The organism is Holdemania massiliensis AP2, from assembly GCF_000327285.1.
In the GTDB taxonomy this organism is placed as follows: Bacteria; Bacillota_I; Bacilli_A; order Erysipelotrichales; family Erysipelotrichaceae; genus Holdemania; species Holdemania massiliensis.
Genome location: NZ_HE998572.1, coordinates 119069 through 143281 on the forward strand (window position 1 = coordinate 119069; position 24213 = coordinate 143281).

Below are 24213 nucleotides of genomic sequence, written 5' to 3' on the forward strand. Positions count from 1 at the left end.
TTATTCATATTTTTTCCCTCTTAAACTGTAATTTATTTTTATTATAACCTAAAACTAATACAATTAACAGACAGAATATAGAAATCATTTTACTAACTTTTTGCACAAAAGTGTCTTCATATTTGATAGTGTATTGGACATCAATTTTTGTTTGTCTGTTTTGAAAAGCAATATATCCTTCTTCACTTGGATAAGCAACAATTTCTAGTTTTATACCATTGTACTCTTGAAGAATTTTATATCCTTTATAATAAATTAAAGGAACCACATATTCAACAATTGCTTCACTACTATCTGTAAAACTCAGTAAATTATATCCCTGTTCAAAATTTGTAATTTTTCGATCATTGCTTATAAATATGCATTTTTCTCTACTTTCTATCTCAGTATAAATACTTGATGGCATATAGTCTAGAGCTCCTAAAGCCCATATTTCTTTACTAAGCTGATCACCTCTACCATAATAATATAGATCTAACGTTCTTAAATTAGTCTCATTGATCTTAGATAAAGATACAACAGGTACGATATGAATTAATCCAAATGTAACACAAAGAAACATCAAAAGAATAGTAATTCTTTTCCTTCCTTTGCATACAGCACCTCCAATTAATGCGCAAATTGGTATTGCTATAATTAATAATCGACAGCTAAATTGTATAAAATTAGGTCTAGGCATAATTCTCCAGGGAAATATATTTGATGTCATCAAAATTATCAGAATGACGCTAAAAGAACAAATAAGAACTTTAGGATTCTTTTTCATTAAAAATAGAGATATAATGACTACTAAAATTTGGATGATACCAATGCTCATATTAATTGCATTGTTTTTTTCACCCCAAATTAAACCTGTTCCTGAACGAATATCTATAATTTGCGATAAAGAAAGTAGACTATTAATGAAACTATCATCAAAAAAATATGTGGAAACTCTATATATTCCTAACTGTAATTGCTCTATCATTGGAAAGAGGAAAAAAGCCGTCAATCCTAAAGCCAATACTATAGCTTTAAATAAGCTTTTCCACTTTTCTACATTCATTTTTTTTAGATTTAGCATTATATAGATTCCAAAAGCTATACAAATTAAGAAAAAACTTATATTATGAGTCAAGAGCAAAAGAGAAAAACCAATGCTGAGCAATAGCCACGGATTATCATTTTTTTCTATTAAATAGTAAGCACCCAGTATAATAATTGGAACTATTGCAAAAGCGAACACTTCACCTAAGGCCCCTCTATAAAAAACATCTGTTATATAGTAACCGGAAAAAATATATAAAGTGCTAGAAATTGCACCACTCAATAAACTATTAAATATTTTATAAGAGCACATAAACATAAAAAGCGCAGAAATCATCACACATAAAAGCAGTAACACTTTATAACTAATAGTTATATTTAATCCTAGCACATTCAAGAAGGATGGTATATATATTAAAAAATTTGAATAAAACAAAGGTGAAGCATAGCCATAACCATAACATTGATTGTAAAATAACGAAGGAAAATAATCGTGATATCTAATTGCCTGTGCCAGAGAATAGATTCTTGCTATATGATAATCTGTATCATGTCCAGTATACAGTGAAACAGAAGTAAATAGAGGCAAACAAAATATCAATGTTATGAACAAGATAAATAATAATATTAGCATTTTTTTCTTCATGATGTTTTTTTCACACTTTTCAGTTTAAACTTTGATGTCGTCACTTCTGTTATCGAGCAAGCCTCCGTTGCTTCATCGAACTCAGGGTTTTCCCAATACTGAACAATTAGATAATCAACATCATAATAATCTAAATAGCCACAAGATCGAGCATAATCTTCCGTAGCCGGATCTTCCCAATCATAATGCCTGCGAGCGAGATCATAGAAAATCCAATCAACACGATTCCAGATATAATAATAATCTCTTGCTGTAAAAATCTGATATACATTAGGCAGGAAAGTTCTTACTCCCTCTGCATGAGAAATAATTGTTGGCTGGTGTGCTTCATTAAATCGATCCTGATCCCGCTCAATTAATTTCTCAAGAATATGAATCGCCTCAATCTCTTCATCACTGATTTTAACAATTGGATTGACTGTTTTCCCGCCATTAACATGGAAAGTGTACAATCCCCAGTCAGAATTTAAATAGGATGCAATATGGCCCACAAGAATCTCAGCGCAAAGGATTAATAGTAAGCCTTGTTTTAACCATTCACGCTGTTCCAGCCATTGTATAACAGCCAAAATAATCAACATCTCTGTAAATGGATTAAATAAAACTTCAACAGTTCGATAAAAAACATTAGATGCTATCAAATAGGCCACAGCTGTCGTTGCTAAAGGATTTAAGAAAAGAATAAGCATCATAACAAACAATGATTTTATATACTTTTGCTCTTCAGAATGTGCTTTCCAAAGAATCAATATTACTCCGAACCAGCGTATTACATTCAAAATGTTATCAAAAGCATGGGAATAAATAAAATAATAATCTTTAACCATATCATAATCTTGATGGTTATTAAAATAATACGCGTAGTCATATAAGTAATCAGGCTTAAAGAAATTAACATATGCTGAAAATAACATCATGAGTATTGGAATAAGAACAAAGAAAATAAATTTGCCATATCTAAAAAAGAATTCCTCAATTTTCTCAATGATTCTCTTCATCAGCTTAGTAAATCGCAAACTATAATAGGCGATGAAAACAATTGCTATTGTCGGAGCAATCCAGGGTACTTCTTTATTCCGACTAAACATCGCTACGGCATAAACAGCCATAGGCAGGACAATAATGGACATATCAACAAATGCATTTGTTTTCTGACTCACAAAAAGGTAAGCTGCCAGGCTGAATAAAATCGCAAAGGAAATAAACAGATATGAAGAAGAACAAGCCAATCCAGCACCAACAATGAACATCATAACATACTTCAAAGGTTCTTCTTTATCCCGCAGCCAACAATAGGCCGTATAAATTAAATACGCTGCAAGTAAAGTGCGGTATGTGTTGCCATAAAACGCAAAAGCAACACGCCAATAATAGAAATTACTGAAAAACAAAGTAAAAGCGATCAGTACATATTTTACACTTTTTTGTTTGATCTTTAATCCTTCCGCAAAATTAGCAATCAACATCGAGGATATTAGAGAGTAAATCATTCCTAATCCCCATGTTGAAATTACAATATTATCAATTTGACCACCAATCCCCAACAACGTCGAAGGAACATTAATCGCATGACATAAGAATGTGCCAAAATGATAATATCCTTGAAACAAATATAATGCATCCCATTCTGCCCCAATTTGTCCTGAATACAAGTTAAACAAATTCAAATGCTGATTATCAATATTCTGGGCAATATAATTCAGGTACATTGGCGAATCAGAAAAACCGATATCAATAAACAAGTGATAGAACACAGCTACAAAGACAAGAAACGACACAAGAATCCAACATAGATTCCAGTGCCAATAGCGTTTAAATAATTCTCGAATATGAAATAAAGAATAAACGATCAAGCAGCCTAAAATAAGATAGCTGCTCGCATAGATCCAATAAACAGAGCCGTTAAAGAACTGAACAGGATAGTAACACAACTGCAGCGTACATAGTAAGAGAACAAAGCCCAGCGGGGCAGTAAAGCCTGAAGGCTTCAGTTTTAACATTTTTTCTGCCAACAAGCCATAGCCCGCACTGCAGAATATAACTAGCATCACCGCTAATAGTATTTTAATCATATTCCAATCACCTTGTAAATCATATCATAGATTAATGGTACTTTCTATAAAAGCCGGCCCAGAAAACACTGGAACCGGCCTGATTTTGCTCATTTTTTATCTTTGTTGGATGTTAATTTTACAATCAACGACATCGTTAAATAATTAATTGGAATGGTCAGCGGCAAGGCAAAGGCTTTGGCAAACAGCTTGTCAACGCCTAACCAATTTACGAAAATCACTGTCATCACCATATTAATTATGATTCCTGGAAGATAACTGATTGGAAAAGAAATAAAGCTTTTCCAATTTGGCTTTTCATGATAAGTAAAGCGCATATTCAAAAAGTACGAAAAGAACATTGGAACGACATCCCCAAGCAAGCTTGAAGTAGATACTGCAATACTGAAGCTAACGAAAATCATATATAATATTTGCGATAAAATAGTATTGAACGCCCCGATAAACGCAAATGACAAAAAACTCTTACTTAGAAATTTATCTTTAATTTTTTCAATCATATTGAACTCCTTAACTCATTAACCTTATCTAGTTTATCATATTTTAGCTTAGAAAGCTCTCTTAAAATTCAAATAAAAAGGCTTGAATGCGATAAGCAAACAAGTCCTTAGTAATTATTCAGTTTTAATTCAGTAAGATCACGATAGACTTTCTTGTAATCAGCCTCTAAGTCATGAATCACAAACATCAATTCTTCTGGGACCTGTTTATGCTTGTCCGTAAAATCATGACAAGCTTTTAATCCCATATCCATAGCTTTGATTGACTGATTCAAAATTTCTTCATCACTATCTGCCATCATGGTTTTAATTTTTTCCGCCATTTCAGACATCATTGCCATAATTCCAGTAGAATCTGCCGCATTTTCTCCATAGGAATTAATCCGACTCGTCAGTTCTGTTTCATGCTTTTGAAAGACATCTAATGAATGCTTCAGGGTTTCTCTTAGTTTCTCCGATTGTGCTTCAACTAGATATTCCTTAAAAGTAGAAGCGCCCATATGACATCCTCTTAATAATTCGTTTAAATCTTTTACGATTTCACTATCCATAGAATTCATTTTCACTCACCTCTGGAAATAGTATTACCCATTTTGAAATGATTCTATCCTTTTTCCTATCGGTAATTGCTTAAATATCCACAAACAGCAGGTTAACAACGAAATCAGGGCTGAAACTTTTTGAATTCCTGTTCCGGAATAAATGACAACAATTTTCCCAGAGGTTACATTGTTATTGTTGACTTCAATCAGTCCAAGATCTTTATTTTTCGTTAAAATGAGATGAACTTTATTTCCGCTGTTATCTATGGCATATGCCGAATACCCTTTATAATAAGTCATAGGAACTAACAATTTGGCATTCGCTTGAACATTGGTGATTTCAAAGCTTGTTTGGATACCCTTTTTTTCCAGCAAACAGGCAATTTCCTGGTGATCAACAGTCACACAGCGCGAGGCCGTTCTATAATCCGTCTGCGCTGCAGGCAGATAATCCGCTCCCGCAATTTCCGGCCTAACGTAAAAGGAATCACCATAATAAGGATCCAGTAAAGTACCATCAATTAACGACTCATACGGCATATCAATGCCGAATACAATTGGCCGCTCAATCACTGGCAAGATTCGGATCAGACCGAGCCCTGCTCCAGCAATCATCAAAACAGAGATCACCGCTGAACTTCTTTTATTAAAGAAACGAACAGTGATTACCGCAGCAACAGGACATAAAAATAAATCCGCAAGGCTCATCAAACGCCATGGGAATTGAATGATCCTCATCCATGCAAAATATTCCCAGGGAAATAATCGACTGCATAGAAAATAGCAAAAATAGCCTAAACCGCAAAGCAAACAGAGGAACTTCCTTTCTTCCGTTTTCTTCTGGTCAAACAGAAAAATTCCAAGCAAGGGCAGTACGAGAATTAAAAGCCCTAAATTCGTGCTTAATGCCTGACCCGGCTCATTGAAAACACTGGAAACCGCAAAATTCATTGTCATTTCAGTATACTGCCAAGCATTCAGGGCTGTAGCTGCTAAGTCGGAGCTTCCTGCATAATAATGCAAATATAATTCCTGACTGGTTATTTGTTCCAACATGGGCCAAAGATAAAAAGAACACAAACCAAGCGACCACAATACTGCTTTGACAATTGCAACAATTCTGTGCTTTTGCTGACTTAGTTCATGATGACGAAAGAGAATAAACACGCCAAAGCTCAAAACCATTAAATAAAAGGAAATAGTATGGGAGAGCAACAGCCCCGAATATCCTGCTGCCAGCCACGGCCACTTTTTATTATCAGCCCAAAGGACTTCATAGATACCGATTAAAGCCACTGGCATAAAGACAAAGGCCAATACTTCCCCCAATGCTCCACGTACGTAAATATCCGTCAATCGATAAAGCGAGAAAATATAAAGAAAGGAAGAAAAGTATGCTGCCAATTGTCGCTTACTAATCTTCATTGTCAAAATTCCCATAAATCCTGCTGAAAAGAAACCGCAAAGCAACAACAGGAATTGATAACTGCGCGCCAGACTTAAGCCGGCATTATAGAGCAAAGCAGGTAGTACCAGGAAAAAATCACTATAAAAGAGTGGGCTGGCATAGCCAAAATTGTTATTCTTGTAGGGATAAATCCTCGGCAAAAAAACGCCTTCTTTAAAACTCTGTGCCAAGCCTTCAATTCGGCTTAAATGAAAACATGTGTCATGTTCTAAATTTACGCCATGAAACCAATAAGGGGCCAACGAGATCAGGGCTATGCCAAAACAGAACAGGGCAAAAAGCAACCATTGTTTTCGCTTCATCATATATCCCCCTTACCCAAAATACCAGCTCGGAAACCAGCGCATAAATCCATCAATATAGGTCTGCGTTGTTCCAAACCCCGCCGTTGCTGGCAGGAATAAAACAAAAAGCAAAATACAAACAAGCGTAAAAATCCTTATGCGCTTTTCATATCGGACATCCTTCTCCACTAAACATTTCAAACCATATACAAGTGCAATGATCAAAAAAGGGACAGATGGATAATAGTGATAAATGAATACACAGCGGGTAACCAACATCCAAGGAATGAGCTGAGCCAGGTAGCATACTAAGATCATTCCTGCCATCTTCGACTTATTCTTAATTAACTGATAAGCGCAAAAGAAGATCGCCACCAATCCCGACCACCAGAGGAGCGGATGACCAAAAGCGGATATTGTATAAACAACGTTTTGACTGATGTGATGATAATACCAAATTGGACGGGCATCCAGGATCCATTGCCACCATACCGATTGGAATGGGTGAGTCGCATCCAGATTCGCGTGGTAATTATACATCCCCATTGTCTGCTTGAAAACTCCGCTTAGACTCCAGCCTTCTCCACGATAAAGTATACAAGGCAAATAGGATAGCGCATAAATTATTAACGGAACAAGCACAAACCACAAACAGCACCAAAGTAGAGTAATCCAGCAATATCGTGGAAAGACTTCTATTCTGTGCTTTTCCTCTATAGTTGGCTCCTTGCTTTTCTTCGCTCGCTGATATTCACAATACCGCTGAATCAAGCTGCTGAAAAAAAGAACGGCCAATCCAATTCCTGCATATACACCAGTCCATTTAACCGCGATTCCAATTCCCATACTGATTCCAGCAGCAGCCAATAAACCCAATGTTTTTTTGAAATCATCTTCATAAAAACTCATCCTCCAATAACGGATCATGAAATAAGTCATCAGCAAAATAAAGAACACAGAGAAAGGTTCTAAGGTTGCAATTCGCGCTGTCGTTAGATGCATAAAATCGCAAGCCAGGAAAATTGCACCTAACGCAGCATAAAATGTTTTCTTAAACAATCTTCGGCAAAGATCATAGATTAGTGGAATCATCGCGGCACTGAATAAAACTCCGCCGATCCGCCATGCAAACGGATTGTTGCCAAGCAGTTTGATAAAGAACGCTATCACTTGGGTTCCCAAAAGCGGATGGACAAAAGCATATAAAACTTGTCCTTCCGCAATTTCCTGAGCGTTTCTTACATGATAAATCTCGTCAAAGTAAGTTTCATTTAAATATAACGGATCAATTTTTAGCATCGACTGCTCGTCAATAACCCATTGTGGATCATAAGTACTTTCAAGATCACTGGAATAAACTGCTAAGGGTAAAAATTCATCAAATCCTGCACGTTTTAAACCAATTTCATTAATTACGTTATTTTTTTCTCCCGCAGTTATGCGAAGATAACGGTAATTCCACTGGCCCTCTATTTTTTTCCATTGCAAATAACTGCTGTTATCAATTTGTGTGATCTTATCCCAGGAAGATAAATCATTCGATCCTTCGATTAACACATTCTTTAAACCAAGCTGATATCCGCTGCTTAACGCGTTATTATTCCCTTCTCCAGATAGTAAATAGATCGTATCAAAAGCACTGCTGCCATCCGTCACTTCCAAAATGAAAGAGTCATTGGCTTGATCCGGCTGCCAGCGTGTCTGGGGTAATTGCCAATCACCTAACTGCCACAAGGCAACGACGAGGAACAGGACTGTGATCGTGCCGCAAATTAAACTGTCAAGTTTCGTCCAATGCAGATCCTTAAACTTTTTATCGCTCGAATCGCTTACGATCTTATTACTAGGTTTCAATTTCTTGTATAGCACATAAGAACCAAACAGAATAATGCTTTCAACCAAAAGTAAACTAATTAATTCTTGATTATGAAAAAGTGATAAACTTATCTCTTTAAACATGACAGAGGACTCCTTTTGATTAATAGTATAGCAGATTCATCTCATGCTTTCTACTCAGTACCTTATTACAATTATTTTACAACTTCACACTTGGTATAGAATTTCTGCAATAAATTGTGTATTATTTTTTTAGTATTACTTTGGGGATTTATTTATACAGGGGAGAAGAAAATGAAGAAGAAATTTTACCCTTATTTCATTTTTTTACTAGCATGTTTAGCAATTGAAATTATTATATGTAATGGACGAACCTGGGAATCACTAATTTTTCCTCAGGCCAAACCGGGTTATCAAATTACCATTCTTGGAAATACCACCTCTGATAATAACGTATTTCCTGATCAAAGCCTACAAACAATACGATTTCAATATTTAAACCAAAATGTTCAAAATATCAAACTCGATCTGCATTGTGAAGGAACCGGATGTCCGACGCCCCTTCAGCTTAATGTCAGCTTCAGTGATGAAGGCCGAGCTCAAATGACTTATAAAGGCCAACATTCCTACGTAGCATCGCTTGAACAGACACACATTCTCCGCCTTCATCCTTATGGCGACATGAGTAATCTTCAAATCTCTTTTTCTAATCCGGATGACGCTCAATTCAAGCTTATAACTGCGGAAGTGAATGTCCGTGTTCCATTAATAATACAACCGCTTAGAATGCTAAGTCTGTTCCTGCTCCTTACAACAGCCTATCAAGTTTACAAGCATCGGGAGTTCTTTCTTCTCCCTTATCGAGGAAGCGAGAAAAGACGGCAACATTGGATCATCTTTGCTGCATCGCTTCACATCTTATTATTTGTACTTGTTCTTTTTTCGAACCCTTTTTTCTGGAAAAACACTGCTTATCCCCATCCTCAGGAATATCATTATTTAGCGGAGGCGCTGGCTCAGGGACAAACATCATTGTTGGTCGAACCAACAGAAGAACTGAAGCAGCTTTCAAATCCTTATGACAGTTCGCTTCGAATCCAGGAAGATGTCTATTATTTCTGGGATTTTGCTTACTACGAAGGAAAATATTATGTCTATTTAGGCATCGGTCCTGAGCTTGTTTTCTATTTACCTTATTTTCTGATGACTGGTAATCATCTGCCTAATCCTATCCCAATAATGATTTCAGAGATCTTTTTTATCCTGGGAATCTTTTTGTTTATAGAAGAAATCGTGAGCCGGTATTATCAAAGAAAAGTCCCATTCGGTTTAAGTCTATTACTGAGCTCAGTCGCGGTTTTAGGCTGTGGAGCGTTCTTTATCGCCCGGCGCCCAGACATTTATTCTGTTCCTATTATGATGGCTTTAGCGCTTACCCTATGGGGATGGCTGTTCTGGAACCGTGCACGACGTTCTGATCACACACTGAAGATTAAAAATTTATTGATCGGATCCAGCTGCATGGCTTTCGTTGCTGCATGCAGACCACAATTAATATTGGGTTCATTTTTAGCACTTCTATTCTTTTCCCCAGAATTAAAAAATCTCAAAAAAAGGCAAAATCAAAAATATCTTATCCTTGCTTTACTTCCATTTTTTGTCGTTGCAGCAGGATTGATGTTTTATAATTGGACACGCTTTGATTCTCCATTTGATTTTGGCTCCAATTATAACCTGACTACCAATGACATGACTCGCCGCGGATTCGTTTTTGATCGGTTCTTTACCGGAATCTTCACTTATCTATTCCAACTACCGAATATACAGACAACCTTTCCTTACCTCCAATATGTGTCATTCGAAACAAACTATATCGGAGAGATCACCCGTGAATCAACGACAGGCGGTTTATTATCGTGTAATCCTGTTCTTTATTTTGCATTCCTTTTGCCCCTTCTAAAGAAAAATAAAAATCAAAACTTTATTTATTTACCAATCGCATTTCTGATTACGGGTATCCTTATTATGTTTATTGATATCCAAGGTGCTGGCCTGCTGCAGCGATATATCTCTGACTTTGCACTCTTTATTTTTATAGGAATGATCCTCATTCTCTTTTCTCTTTACACGCAAACTAAAAGACTTGAGGTAAAGAAAATCCTGTTTTACTCAACATTAGTTCTCTGTTTAATCAGTCTTCTTTATAACTTATCGCTATTCTTACTTCCGGACGCCGATAATATTGCATTGACAAATCCTCAGCTTTATTCACAAATTTTCAGCTTATTCCATTAAAGAAAGGGGAAGAACCATGCAGCCAATGTCTTTAGCCTTCTTAGCTTTCTTTTTATTCAGTTTGTTTCTATATTATGTCATCCCACACCGAATCCAACGATACGTACTTGCGCTTATCAATTTATTCTATGTTAGTACCTTTGGAGTTTTGAGTCTAATTTATTTACTGATTGCAAGCTTCGCTGTCTATATTTTTGGGATGCGACTAAGCAAAACAAGAAGGAGAAATTCAGGTTCTGATTTAAGCTTCGCTATCTGTTTGTTTGTAGCAGGTCTTGCTATTTTTAAGTATTCCCGGCTTTTATTTCCAATTCTTCATTTTTCATGGCTTGCCCCTGTCGGCATTTCATTTTATACCTTTAAAGCGATCAGTTACTGTGTAGACGTTGCAAAAGGAAGATTAGAAGCAGAGTCCAGTTACTTAAATTGTTGGCTTTATCTCTCTTTCTTTCCTGTTTTTACTGCTGGCCCGATTAATCGTCCGAAATCATTTTTCGCACAGCTCAAAAAAAGACGTACTTGGAAACCACAACGTGTCGAAGCAGGCTTAATTCGAGCCGCCTTCGGATGCTTTGAAAAGGTAGTGATTGCTGATAATCTCTTAATTTTAATCGATTCAATTTATTTACAGTGGCAAAGCGCTTCTGGTGGATTACTATGGATCGCTATGCTTTTATATTCATTTCAAATTTATTTAGACTTTGATGCTTATTCCAATATCGCAATCGGACTCTCCCGTTGTTTGGGTTTTAAGATTGAAGAAAACTTTAAAACTCCCTACCTTGCTGAAAATATCTCAGAATTCTGGAGACGTTGGCATATTTCCTTAAGTTCCTGGCTGCGTGATTATATCTATATTCCTCTAGGCGGAAATCGAAAAGGGACCTCGAAAAAATACAGAAACTTAATCATTGTTTTCTTGATCAGCGGATTATGGCACGGCGCCTCTTGGTCCTTTGTTTTCTGGGGGCTCTTTCATGGGCTGCTGCAAATTGTTGAACAGCTTATACATTTATCAAAGGAAACTTCAAATTCTTGGGTTCGTTGCTTAAAGATCCTATTGAATTTTATTTTAGTCACTATTTCTTGGGTCTTCTTTAAAGTTACTGACATTCATCAAGCATTGGCAATGCTGCAAAAAGCTTTGTTTTTTCCATCTTTTAAGCTTGATCTAAATGTACTTAAAATCTCGCCTACAGAATTAATGATTGCTTTATTCTTTATATCCGTCATCATTATCTTAGATATTCTGCGAAACCGCGCAGACATGATTAAATGGTTTAGAAAAAGAAATTTGATTATCCGCTTCTTCGTTTATATTATATTATTTTCCACGTTCTTAATACTTGGCGTCTATGGAACTGGCTATGATGCAAATCAGTTCATTTATATTCAATTTTAACAGAAGAAGGTGATGAATATGAAAAAAACAATTCAATTCTTGATTAAATGTCTATTGCTTATCTTAATCGCTTGTATGTTGATGACCTATTTTTCCATTGTCCTGCGTCCTAAATACTACGAAGCGCCGGATGATACGACAAACAAAACGGAAGGCTTCTATGCGCTTGAAAAGAATTCGTTGGACGCTCTTTTTCTTGGCTCTAGTCATTCTTACTACGCCTTTAACCCCGCCGTTCTCTGGAAAAAAACAGGGGCTTACAGTTACGTCTTCGCAGGAGAATGTCAGCCGTTCTCTCAGACCTATTACTATCTCAAGCAAGCATTAAACACGCAGACCCCACAAGTCATTGTGCTCGATGTTTTCGGCCTTCTAGACAGTGCAAAAGCCTGTCAGACAGATGGAATTTATAAAAAGAATTCCGAAGGTCTGCGTAATGAAATCTATCGTGCACAGTCTTTAAAAGAGATCAGTGATCAGTCCTTGAAATTAGATTACTTGTTTGATTTAAGACTCTATCACTCACGATGGAATGAAATGACCCTAGATGATTTTAAGTTTCCCTTCGAAAAACATTTTAATCCCTTCTTCGGCTGGACCCTGGGTTATCCAGAATCTGATAAAAAAATAGAACGAGACATTTATCAACAAACTGAAACTGTAAAACCTGATAAAACAAATTTACAGTACTTAGACAAAATAATTGAGCTGTGTAAGAAAAATGATTTACCACTTTTATTAGTTAAAACCCCATTTTATGTGACTCAGCACGAATACAATATGCTTCAATCTATAAAACAATATGTTCAAGGCAAAGGCCTTCAGTTTATTGACTTCAATGATCTGTATGAAGAAATGAATTTTCATTTCGATCAAGATGGAGATATCTGGCATACTAACATTCGTGGATCCACTAAATTAATGAATAAATTAATTGGCATTCTAGAGCAGGAGTATCATTTAGGTACAGCAAAAACAAATAAAATCGAGTCTTATGAAACAGCTTTAGACCAGCTTTATAACGATACGATGGAGAAGCTGTTACAAAGTGTCGATGATATTTACAATTATTTCGATTATATTCAGAAATCCGGTTTTACTTTTGCCATCAGTTATCAAGGGACGGAAGAACGCTCCTTTATCGGCGAATATGAAAATCAAATGTTGAATGAGACTGGTATCCAATTTGACTTTATCGAGAACAAAGATAAAGATTTCATTATGGTTACACAAAATGATCAAGTTTTGTTTTATAATGACGACGATCAGTCAAATCAAGAATACAAGACTGATAAAAACATTATAGAATTTAAAGACAATTGCATCCTTGTTGATAATAAGCAAGAAGCTTCAGAAGAACCTGGACTTAAAATAGTAATTATAGATACCCAGGGAAGAGTTCTTGATTCTTTATATATTGACTATTCGATGGTATTTTGGTTGAAAAATCGTTGACTTAACCTAGTTCGAGTTAATGTAATTAATAAGCTCTTCAACGCATTTTTCATTCTCAAATTGATTAATATCATAAGACAACTTCTCATATTCTCCACTTATTAAATTTTTAAGTTGATTCTTAATTTCGCTTACTTCATAAGGAGTACACGTATAATTTAATTCAGAAAAGATTCTAAAAGTTGGGCTATTTTTCATCGCTAAAATAAATAATGGTTTTTTAAGAAGAATGTATTCTAAACTTTTTGAAGGAAAATAAGGCTGCAATGAATCTGTTTCCAAAATTGTATCAAACAATAGTAATACATCTGAAGATATCATTTCCTGCATAGCTTCTGCATAAGGAATTTTATCATATACTTTTATTATTGAAGTCAATTTAAAAGTTTCTATTTGTTTCTTATACCTCTCTATTAACTCCCCATAAAAAGTAATCTGCAATTTATCTTTTAAATTAGGGATTTCATCTTTCAACTGATTCAAAGCAATCAGAAATTTATCAATTTTTCTAAGCCCATAGATTCTGCCAAAGTGAGCAAGCTTCAATTTATTATCACTTTTTTCTATATTTGAACTTGAAGCTATAATCAGATCTTCATAAAGCTTCCAGCCTTCTATATAATTTAATGGAATTATAATTGATTTCTTTCTTAATTCATCTTTGTTTTTGTAATGCGAAATCATAAAATCACGCTGTTCTTCACATATAAAAATTAATTTATCAGCTTTTTTCATTGCGATCTTTTCATAAAACCCATTCATATATATAAAGATATATACTAAAAACCCAACTTTATTCAATAATGAATATTCCCTAAAACTCTCTTTATCATATTTATATGGTGATTTGTAAAGCGGATCAGAAAAAGACGCTATCCACTTAACATTTTTGCGCAATTTAACTAAATACGCTGCTAAATGAGTAAATGCAGGAACTGAAGATGAATAAACAAAATCATAAGAGATTTTATTTGTTTTCTTCACACAAAAAAAACAATATCTTATGATATTATAAATTCCTTCAAGAACATTCCTTTTATCAGCGGTAGCAATAGCTTGCTCATATTTACAAACATATTCAATCGAAAACTTCTTCCAATTATCGTCCTTATTAAGTTCTTCTTCGAGTCCTTCATCATTCTTTCCTTTTAAAGCCACTACATCCATCATGCAATCTAAATTTCGCAAGTGTTTATAGCTAATCAAAGTAACTGTATCATTAAAAGGAATGAATCCCCCTGGAATTATAAGCATTCTTTTTTTAGTCATGCCGTTCACTTAGCTCCTTTTTTAACATAGCTATTTCATATGTCATATTTTTTATTTGTTCATTTAACAAAGATATTTTAAGAAACAAATAAAAGCTAAGTAAATATAGCAGGAATATCATAATTAGAAAAAGAGTGTTTACAGCAACAGCTATATTTAAAGCATTTGAAATGGAATATACTATCTGCGGAAATATACTGATAAAGATAATCCCTAGAGACCACAAAGTCCAAACTATTGAATACTTTATATTCATCTTATGCTTTTTTGAACATGAAATAACAAATATAAATGTTAATATAGAAGCTGCACATAACGCTATTTGTAAATATAAAGACATATCATAACGCCCCCTGTCACTGAATGAAGATTATACTAATCAATACATTAATCATAAATTTGCCTGACTTAAATATTCCATCAAAATAGCTAACTCCACTTTCTCTCTGTTCCATAGAAACTTGTGTTTCACAAACCTTTAAATTATTTTTTAAAATATGTGTTAGTGCGTCAGATTCACTAACAAAATTCATTTCATACGCAAATTCTTTAAGCACTCTTTTACCTAAAGCTCTCATACCACTTGTAGGATCATCAATTCTTTTTCCTGTTTTAAGTTTTATGGCTAAACTAATCAATCTGCTGCCTATCATGCGTAAACTCCAAGGCTTTTTTTGATTTATATATCTTGAGCCAATTACGTAATCATACCCCTCATTTAATTTATCCAGTAAGCTTTTAATATAAACTGGAGGATGCTGACCATCACCATCAATAACTATAGCTGCATCATAGTTATTCTCATATGCATATCTAAATCCCATTTGAGTCACACCCGCTAATCCAATATTTACAGGCAAATCTAAATGATTTATTTTCATCGAATTAAGCAAATAAGCAGAATTATCCACACTGCAATCATTTATAACAAGATAATCATAACTTAATTCGTTAATTTTCCCCATAAGATTAGGAATGTTTTCTGATTCATTATAGGCAGGAATTATTACAAGAACTTTCATTTTTGATCACCCTATTAAGTTTAGCATATTTTTTCATAATATGAAAATAAAACCTGAGTAGCAAGTAGAAAGAGGAAATAAGAGAAAGAAATTAAGCATAGAAGCAAGAAACATCCTCCAAGCCGAGATTTTGTAACTCATACAAAAAAGATTGTTCCGCTGAAACGTAGCCAAGAATCTTTCTTTTTTTATTGTTGATTTGTATATTGATGGATAAAGATTTTACTTTAATGATGGTATTGGCGTTTGTCCCTTTTTAATGAAGCGCCGGATAAGTCCGTTACAGTTTTCATTACTTGCACGATCGCATGAATGATAGGGTCTGCCAAAATATATAGAGATACGTTTCTCATTTGTGCCTCATTTACACTCAATATCAACGGATGACAGAGCATTTGATTTGACTTCACTTACAATCAAATCAATAAGATCTTTCGTTTTATCCTGCTTTGATATATTGGAAGCTTAATTGACTTTCGTCCGCTTTTGAAAAGCAGCAGAAGCAGATAATTCATGGCGTTTGATAAGGTCTGAATCTCGAACAGAGATGAAGCATTTTTGATGATCGAATATACATTGGAAACAGAAGTGCCGACGTCAAAGGCAAGAGAGCAAATAAGAACAGTTCTTCCTGTATTCCGTTTTATGCACTTGCGAAAAACATCACACGCTCATAATGTTCAAAGGACAGATATTTATATTTATTGGTAGTTGTAATAGAATCGGATTTGTCCATAGAATAATATCTCTTCTGTTTTAGTCGACATAATGATACTACTTCTATGGGCTTTTTTCATGCATTCTTAATTTCACTTTCATTTTACAATTAACATTATGAAAATAAATACATTTTCACTTAAGTGATTTTATTTGTATTTTACTATATTAGCCCTTTAGCCAAACAGTTCTATTAATAATATCTCTGTAGCTTTGGATAATTTTAACTACTTTAATGGAAATACTATCATCACTATAATCCTCTGCTTCTATAGAAATTTCTTTATTCTCATTTATAGCGAACGCCATATTTACACTTTGAATAAAAGTTTCAGTTGATATACCTCCAATAAATAAAGATCCCTTATCTAAGACCTCAGGTATCTCTGTACTTGTTCTTATTAAGACAGCCGGAAATCTTAAAATAGAACTTTCATCAGATAGAGTACCACTATCACAAAGAACACAAAAAGTATTTTTTTGAAACTTATTATAATCAAAAAAACAAATGGTTTCATATTTTTTACAAGTGAGTCAAATATGAAATCGCGTTTATCTAACCTTTTTTTCTAGGATGTGTACTATATATAGTAGGTAAGTTATAAGTTTAAGCTACTTTATTTATGGCATTCATTAGAGAAATATAATTAGATTCAATATCAACATTTTCTTCTCGGTGTGCTGATACGAGTATATATTTTCCATTATGTAAGTTCAATTGTTCTAGTATATTTGATTCTTCAATTTCATCCCGATAGGCGATAAAACCTCTTTCATAGGAAAAACCATAACGAAAATTGTTTTTCCGTCTATACCTTCATTAAATAAATATCTTCTACTATGCTCTTTGATAAACAAATAATTTCAGGACGAGTTTCCAAAATAGTCATTAGTTTAAATTTCTTCATATTCTCCCTCTCTACTAGCCCACATAATCGTAACTAAGTCAGTTGTTCTTATATTTCCTTTACAATGAGTATATCCTACAGGTATATCAACAACTTGAATCTCTTTTCCAGAGACGTAATACTCTCCAATCTCGTCATTACATAAAGAACGTAATTGTATAACCCCTTCTCCTGCAACTACGATAATTTTTCATTTTTAGTATGGTGCCAATGATTTCTTTAGCTATACCCGGATGACTAATATTTACTGATATTTGACCTTGTATAATTGTTTTAATCAATTCAGTAAAGGGATTTCTACTATCTTTATTCATCTTTGGAGGATAGGAGAATTCATCTAATAGTAAATAACTTAAATATGTTGCATATAAATTTTTGCAAAACTCATCCTTCATATTAGCAATTGATAGATTTTCTCTACTTTTTTAAATTTCTTAATTAATGAAGCTATTTCTGACAAAGATTTTTTATAAGAAGGCTCAATCTTATTGATTTCATTATTGCTCTACGTTTCTATACAATTTATAAAAGCAGCCACGATATCATCTATATAAGCAAACTCAATTACACGTTCAGTATCATTAATTACAATATCAATATTATGTGCTATGTTGTAGCAAAATGTTGCAAGCACACTATTATAATTAGATTTCCACCATTTTCCGAAAGCGTTGGTTAATCGAAAAATATAAATATTCGCTCCAGTCTCACGGTGAGTAATTTCTTAATAGTTCCACAGCTTTTTTTGCTTTTTCCATAATCATTATTCTGAATTGCGTAATAGATGAACTAAATAGAATTGGCAAGTATCTCTGATGCAATTTGCATAAATCTATTTTAAATTGGTGTTAACTGCATAAAATTCATTTGAATCTTTAGGCCGATTTACTTCTGCTAGATGCATTATAAAATCACAAGAACATATTGTGTCTTCTAAAGATATTTCTCCTATATTATCAAAGCAAATTACCTCATATCCTTCGGTTCTTAGAGTCAAGCATAAATTCTTACCAATAAAACCACCTGCCTCTATTACTAATATTTTCTTTTTTTGAACTACCTTCTATATAAATATACTCCTTCTAATTATTTATTTCATCTTTGAATAATTCTAACTTTAATAATAATTGCTTCATACTATTTATATCTAAACGATTAGTATTATGAGAAGTGTAGTCTACTAATTCCGCTAATTCATGATTACCTGAACTTATGTATTTATCATAATTTAAATCACGATTATCAGCAGGAATCCTAAAATAATCACCTAAATCAATAGCTTTTATCATTTCTTCTGAAGTTATCAAAGTTTCATATAATTTTTCCCCATGTCTAGTTCCTATATATGAAATTTTCGAATCTGATTTTTTCAACTCTAAAACTGCTTTAGCTAATGTTTCTATAGTCGCGGATGGGGCTTTCTGTACGAAAAGATCACCCTGTTTACCATGTTCAAAAGCATACAAAACCAATTCTACCGCTTCTTCTAGAGTCATCATGAAGCGCGTCATGTCAGGATTAGTAATCGTTATTTCTTTGCCATGATCTATCTGATCACAGAAAAGCGGAATAACGCTCCCTCTTGAAGCCATGACATTTCCATATCTTGTTAAACAGAGAATTGTATCATCTTCCTGTAATTGCCTGCTTCGTGCGATCACATTCTTTTCCATTAAAGCTTTAGTCATCCCCATAGCGTTTATAGGGTAAGCTGCTTTATCCGTACTAAGAAAAATTGCTTTTTTTACTTTATTTTCAACACAAGCATTTATAACATTATCGCTTCCATGAACATTAGTTTTAACCGCTTCCATAGGATAAAACTCACATGAAGGAACCTGTTTCAATGCAGCCGCATGAAAAACATAATCAACGCCGCGAAATACACCTTTAATTGAATTATAATCGCGAACATCACCTATAAAAAACTTTAATTTGTCACTATTATAATATTTTCTCATATCATCTTGTTTTTTTTCATCGCGTGATAATATTCTAATTTCTTTAATACCCGTTTTTAAAAACCTTTGGCATACAGCATTTCCAAACGAACCAGTTCCACCAGTGATTAACAAAACCTTATTATTAAACATTCTATTACACTCCTTTTTCACTTTAATTATATCCTATTTTTTTAGATTTTTAATCTTTTTTTCATAATAACTTTAACATCATAAATTAATTTGCTTTGATTATATTAATTTCTTCTTCTAGTAATCTCATAGAGTCTCCGTATAATAGTCAGACAACATGTTTCTTAACTTCAGAATATTCGTCTGTTTTTTTTTACTATGATGCACTTTTTTATTGGTAATTTTAGTTTGAATATAGAGATCGTGATCTTGCTCATCGTTATTTTAAAAACTCTGAAGTGGCGGTGGACCCATTTCACGTAGTGGAACATCTTACCCTAGATTTCACACGTATTCGTATGGATCTAATGAATCGATCCGCCTATCATAGCCCCGCTTATTCTCTGTTGAAGCACTGGCGTGTTGAAATTATCAACAGCTCCATCGTTCTTACCAGAATCGCAAGCAAACCAACGCCTTAACTGAAAAAGCCTCAATGAAAAGATTCGTGAATTAATCGTTGTTTCTCACGGCTTTTCTAACCTTGATCGCTTTCGCGCTCGCGCTCTTTATTGCTTAAACCCTTCTCTTTTTTATTCCCTAATCCCTATGCTATCTTCAAAGCGACAGAAAAGCACAAAACGCGGCCATTATCGCAAATCCAACCCACAGCCGCCCGCTGATAACACTTCTGATCTTCAATAAACTTGATCTCATTTTACTTATTTTACTTACTTTGAACCTTTAGCAAATCAAAACCACCCGTAAAACGGATGGTTTGCTCTGAGCCTATAAGGCTCTGTTCCTAGCCAGCGCCTCAAGGCGCTGGCTTTCACTTTGTTCAAGCCCCTATTACATTTTGTCTCTTTTGCTGCCCCTAAAGGAGCGTTCGGATTACTTGCCCTGACCCTTAAAAGGGTCTTCGTATTCCTTTACGCTCAGTTTATCCAACACTTTATCTCTTTCTTCTTGTTCCCTTATGTATTTTGCTATTGTCGCTTCATTCAATCCCACTGTACTTACGTAGTATCCTTCCGCCCAAAAGTGTCGGTTCCCAAACTTGTATTTCAAATTTGCATGCTGATCAAACATCATCAGCGCTGATTTTCCTTTCAAATACACCATGAACGAGGATACACTGTATTTTGGCGGAATAGCTAGCAGTAAATGTACATGATCTGGCATCCTATGCCCCTCAATGAACTCCACCCCTTTGTATTTACACAGAGCTTTGATGATATCGATTAAATCTTTTCGATATTGATTATAGATCACTTTTCTTCTATACTTGGGGATGAACACAATGTGATATTTGCACATCCATGCTGTGTGGGCTAATGAATTGTATTTCTTAGCCATTTGAATCACCTTTCCTTTCTTAATAGTAGCTTGAACAACTCTATTCTATTCGGAAAGGTGATTCCACTGTATAACTTTTTTTGTCCACCCGCATAGCGGGTGGTTTTTTGTTTCGCGGGCTTCGCCTGCCCAACCGACTTAAGTCTTCCCGAAATCCACCTTCTGTGGATTTCTCCGTATGATAAAAAACACAGATTTCTCTGTGTTTTCAATGAATGTAATAAAAATGGATATTCAGTCTTTTTGCGCTTTATCGCTTTGACTTTCTATCTATTTTTTCTTTTTTCAAACCCTATACGATTTTATATTACCTTAATTCCTTAGCCTATTTTAAGGCAAGTTTAAAAGATGATTATCAATGTCTGATCGGTATTTACTGGACAAAGAATGTGGTAAACAAGATAGCTCACATTGGATCACCCACTTCGCCTATGCTATAAGCAACGCGAACCTATAATCATAACAGATTACTGGACTTTTTAACTTGTTAAAATTTCGCTTTGATTTATCGGGTTAATTGTAGAGTGCAAACAATATTTCAGGTTAGCAAATTCAACTTCATTTTCTTTTGGATTGGTGATCGGCTCTCTTTCCTATAAAATGCTATTCTACGAAATGAAAACATCCTTTGCATATAAAATTTCAATGATTTATACAGAAACTACAAACAAAATCTGAAGCAACAATTTCTAAATTTGCCGTTGTTGTAATAGGCAATAATCCTTTATTTGCACTACTATCTAGGTAAACACGCAAAACTAATTCTTCAAGAATACTCCAATTACTTACAGTTAGCTATTAAAGACTTAAATACTGAATTTGTTGCTTCTTTTTTCATTTGTAGCTGAACTTAAACCTGAATGCTCAATTTTTTCATTACCCGAAACCAATTAACATTGTAAAGTTCCATTCCGTCTTATTTTCTAAGTTGTTTTTTACTCTACGATGCATCTCAATTGAAATTTTCTAAATCTCTTCGGGATTGTTGTCAACCTTTATTATTTTAAAACTAATTTGAGCACCAGACCACTTTTTTGAAGCGTCCTTTTTTAAAACTCTATACTGTTTTATTACCTATTTGAAAAAGATGTCGATTTCCATTAGCTTTTAATGCGCTCATTTTTATGCATTTTTCATATACATATTATAAAAAAGTCAATACAGCATAGACACGAGGAGCAATTTCTACAACTTATCAGCATTTTTGACCTTATTTTATCTCATTTATACGAGTAAATTCAAAGTTCTATTTTCATCTTTCAGAAGTGAAACTTAACTTTTCAATTGAGCCTCATTTAATTACTCTTTCTTTGTTCTTTATTTTTATTATATTTATTTTAAAAGCTTCAACAACAAAAATATTCATTGCTAAAAAGAAAACTAAAATATTTCTATATGTCATATAATAGTGTATTTGCGAATGATTTCCTAATATCAAAAGCCAAATAAAAGGATATGAAGCTACAAATAATAAAGGAAGCAACGATATAATCTCTTTCTTCAATTTAAAGCAAAGATACAGAAATGAAGAACAAACAATGCCAATATAGCAGTAAAAATATTCTTTTTTTCCAAAATAATTCAAAATATTATCGTGTAGCATTCTTTTATAGTCAATAACATATTCAGTACTGCCATTTATTCTAAATAAACTTTGTTTAACCCCTTCCACAATGATTTCCTATTTAGAATTAAGGATCCGACAATCCATTTTAAAATCCAGGTTAGTCCATATCCTAAACACCAATAAACAGAAAGTAAAATCACTTCTTTCATTAAAATACTGAATGTTTTTTCATTATAATTTATATAAATATAAATTATAATAGGCACTCCCATTGATAATATCGGCACTGTTAAAAAATCAAAAAAATTGACAATTGAACCAACAGTAAATAATATCAAATAGAGCCTTTTTATATTTCCTTTATTTTTCAGCACTAATAGCGAACATATTAGCATAATAATAAAAACACTCATATATTGCATACTGATAGGAATAATATATATGTAGCACATAATGAGACCTATTAATAAAGATAATGGTAACATATAGGATTGACACGTCTCTTTTAAATTAATTAATAAATACATAATTAAAGTATAAAAAATAACCATGTTTATTATCCTGATACCCTGAATATCTGTAAACATGAGTAATGGTTTTAATAGAATTAAATACCCGTGCCAATATCGTGCATAATTATTCACATTCATTGCATTATAAAGACAGTTTTGTCCATTTAACTGCATACTGTTTTGCAACATAAGAATATCTGTTGGATTATCTGCTGAACTTGCAAGAGTATAAAATCTGAATGTACTCCATCCATACCCCTCATTCATTAGTTTGTCTATTGATTTAAGAGCATTATCAGTAATTGAGCTAGTATTTATTGCCATGGAAATAGTTAGTGAAAATATGTAGAATAGCATTAAGAATATAAATAAATATATGATTTTTTTATAAATTTTTTATTAGCACCAACTGAACTCATATTAATTCCCCCTTATAGATTATATTAAACTAATCGCTCTTGACTTCTTTTATCATCACAGTGACATCTATATACTTAAAATATATAATGAAATCAACTAGTTCGATTTTTCAAAATTAAAGAATTTTAAATGATCAAGAACCATATTTTCTATCGTATACTTATCATTAATTTCACTGCAATTTCTGGAAAATTCATATCTAGCATCTTTATCGTGATAAATAATCATGATTTTATCAACCAGATCTTGGATATCTTCATTTTTAAATATTAATCCAATATTGTTCTTCAAACAGAATTCTTTCCCGGCTATACAATTATCAGAGGTTATTACTGGAATATTATATGATGCTGCTTCGTTAATCACTAATCCCCATATTTCTTCCCTTGAAGGTAATACGAATAGATCAGCACTTCTAAAATACCTATCTAGATCTACTTTATCCATATATTGAAAAAAATGAATATTACCTTTTTTCTTTACTGAAATACGATTTAATAACTGTTCTGATGGGATACCTCCTATAATATTTAAAACAATTGGTATATCTAATTTATTTACTGCGTCAATTAATATATCATAGCCTTTTCTGTAAATTTGTTGTCCTATTGACAGAATATTAAAATTTTCATTCCTTTCTGATTTAGACACTAATCTATTTCTACTAATTTCTTTTTCTGTAAGAGACGAAAATCGATAATGCCATATTTTTTCGTTCTTAACACCATAATAGAAAAAATAATCGTCAGTGTATTTACCTGTACTAAAATAGTAACTGTGAAGCAACATGACACCTGAAATCAGTTTATTCATAATGAATCCTCTGTTTACTGGTATCCCC

The 24213-nt window shown here is 33.6% G+C and carries 19 protein-coding genes; 3 read left to right on the forward strand and 16 right to left on the reverse strand.

Annotation, left to right across the window (positions count from 1 at the left end):
- Nucleotides 1–4: 4 nt before the first annotated feature.
- The 6 genes from BN162_RS16980 to BN162_RS17005 form a co-directional block, all read right to left on the reverse strand.
- Nucleotides 5–1672, reverse strand: coding sequence for a 6-pyruvoyl-tetrahydropterin synthase-related protein (locus tag BN162_RS16980; protein WP_020226334.1), 1668 nt, complete (start codon nt 1670–1672; stop codon nt 5–7).
- Nucleotides 1669–3744 (reverse strand): DUF6077 domain-containing protein, encoded by a 2076-nt coding sequence (locus tag BN162_RS16985; RefSeq protein ID WP_020226335.1) that lies wholly within the window; start codon nt 3742–3744, stop codon nt 1669–1671. The genes BN162_RS16980 and BN162_RS16985 overlap by 4 nt, the downstream gene beginning before the upstream one ends.
- Before the next feature lie 89 nt (nt 3745–3833).
- The gene (locus BN162_RS16990) at nt 3834–4244 is read right to left on the reverse strand and encodes a GtrA family protein (RefSeq protein ID WP_040452451.1); all 411 of its coding nucleotides are present in this window, start codon (nt 4242–4244) and stop codon (nt 3834–3836) included.
- Nucleotides 4245–4351: 107 nt separating this feature from the next.
- Entirely contained in the window at nt 4352–4804 is a 453-nt protein-coding gene (locus BN162_RS16995) for a DUF2383 domain-containing protein (RefSeq protein ID WP_081587996.1), read from the reverse strand.
- A 24-nt stretch (nt 4805–4828) separates the two neighbouring features.
- Nucleotides 4829–6556: a hypothetical protein gene (locus BN162_RS17000; protein ID WP_020226338.1), complete on the reverse strand. Its 1728-nt coding sequence runs from the start codon at nt 6554–6556 to the stop codon at nt 4829–4831.
- A gap of 12 nt (nt 6557–6568) precedes the next feature.
- Entirely contained in the window at nt 6569–8497 is a 1929-nt protein-coding gene (locus BN162_RS17005; RefSeq protein ID WP_020226339.1) for a phospholipid carrier-dependent glycosyltransferase, read from the reverse strand.
- A gap of 171 nt (nt 8498–8668) precedes the next feature.
- Here BN162_RS17005 and BN162_RS17010 point away from each other — a divergent pair, with 171 nt between their 5' ends.
- Genes BN162_RS17010 through BN162_RS17020 form a run of 3 tightly spaced genes read left to right on the forward strand, consistent with a single transcriptional unit; the run spans nt 8669 to nt 13526 of the window.
- Nucleotides 8669–10669 carry a hypothetical protein gene (locus BN162_RS17010; protein WP_020226340.1) on the forward strand — a complete coding sequence of 667 codons (2001 nt, stop codon included), beginning with the start codon at nt 8669–8671 and terminating at the stop codon, nt 10667–10669.
- 16 nt (nt 10670–10685) lie between these two features.
- Nucleotides 10686–12071, forward strand: a complete 1386-nt coding sequence (locus BN162_RS17015) for an MBOAT family O-acyltransferase (RefSeq protein WP_020226341.1) — start codon at nt 10686–10688, stop codon at nt 12069–12071.
- An 18-nt stretch (nt 12072–12089) separates the two neighbouring features.
- A complete protein-coding gene (locus tag BN162_RS17020; RefSeq protein WP_020226342.1) occupies nt 12090–13526 on the forward strand; it encodes a hypothetical protein in 1437 nt (478 codons plus the stop codon).
- Between the two features lie 6 nt (nt 13527–13532).
- Here BN162_RS17020 and BN162_RS17025 read toward each other — a convergent pair whose 3' ends face one another.
- From BN162_RS17025 to BN162_RS17065, 10 genes are all read right to left on the reverse strand, one after another.
- Entirely contained in the window at nt 13533–14795 is a 1263-nt protein-coding gene (locus BN162_RS17025; protein WP_020226343.1) for a glycosyltransferase family protein, read from the reverse strand.
- Nucleotides 14788–15135, reverse strand: coding sequence for a DUF2304 domain-containing protein (locus BN162_RS19305; RefSeq protein ID WP_020226344.1), 348 nt, complete (start codon nt 15133–15135; stop codon nt 14788–14790). The genes BN162_RS17025 and BN162_RS19305 overlap by 8 nt, the downstream gene beginning before the upstream one ends.
- 16 nt (nt 15136–15151) lie before the next feature.
- Nucleotides 15152–15817, reverse strand: coding sequence for a glycosyltransferase family 2 protein (locus BN162_RS17035; RefSeq protein ID WP_020226345.1), 666 nt, complete (start codon nt 15815–15817; stop codon nt 15152–15154).
- A gap of 885 nt (nt 15818–16702) precedes the next feature.
- A complete protein-coding gene (locus tag BN162_RS19165; protein ID WP_280109970.1) occupies nt 16703–17044 on the reverse strand; it encodes a UDP-N-acetylglucosamine 2-epimerase in 342 nt (113 codons plus the stop codon).
- 384 nt (nt 17045–17428) lie between these two features.
- Nucleotides 17429–17629: a polysaccharide biosynthesis C-terminal domain-containing protein gene (locus tag BN162_RS19325; protein WP_455708942.1), complete on the reverse strand. Its 201-nt coding sequence runs from the start codon at nt 17627–17629 to the stop codon at nt 17429–17431.
- 318 nt (nt 17630–17947) lie between these two features.
- Complete coding sequence (locus tag BN162_RS19310; protein ID WP_208854778.1) at nt 17948–18163, reverse strand: NAD-dependent epimerase/dehydratase family protein; 216 nt, start codon at nt 18161–18163, stop codon at nt 17948–17950.
- Nucleotides 18164–18524: 361 nt separating this feature from the next.
- On the reverse strand, nt 18525–19535 hold the full coding sequence (locus BN162_RS17045) for an SDR family NAD(P)-dependent oxidoreductase (RefSeq protein ID WP_020226347.1): 1011 nt from the start codon (nt 19533–19535) through the stop codon (nt 18525–18527).
- Nucleotides 19536–20408: 873 nt separating this feature from the next.
- Nucleotides 20409–20873: an IS200/IS605 family transposase gene (gene tnpA, locus BN162_RS17050; protein WP_020226348.1), complete on the reverse strand. Its 465-nt coding sequence runs from the start codon at nt 20871–20873 to the stop codon at nt 20409–20411.
- A 1291-nt stretch (nt 20874–22164) separates the two neighbouring features.
- Nucleotides 22165–22545, reverse strand: a complete 381-nt coding sequence (locus BN162_RS17055) for a hypothetical protein (protein WP_020226349.1) — start codon at nt 22543–22545, stop codon at nt 22165–22167.
- Between the two features lie 923 nt (nt 22546–23468).
- Nucleotides 23469–24185 (reverse strand): glycosyltransferase family 4 protein, encoded by a 717-nt coding sequence (locus BN162_RS17065; protein WP_040452454.1) that lies wholly within the window; start codon nt 24183–24185, stop codon nt 23469–23471.
- Nucleotides 24186–24213: the final 28 nt, after the last annotated feature.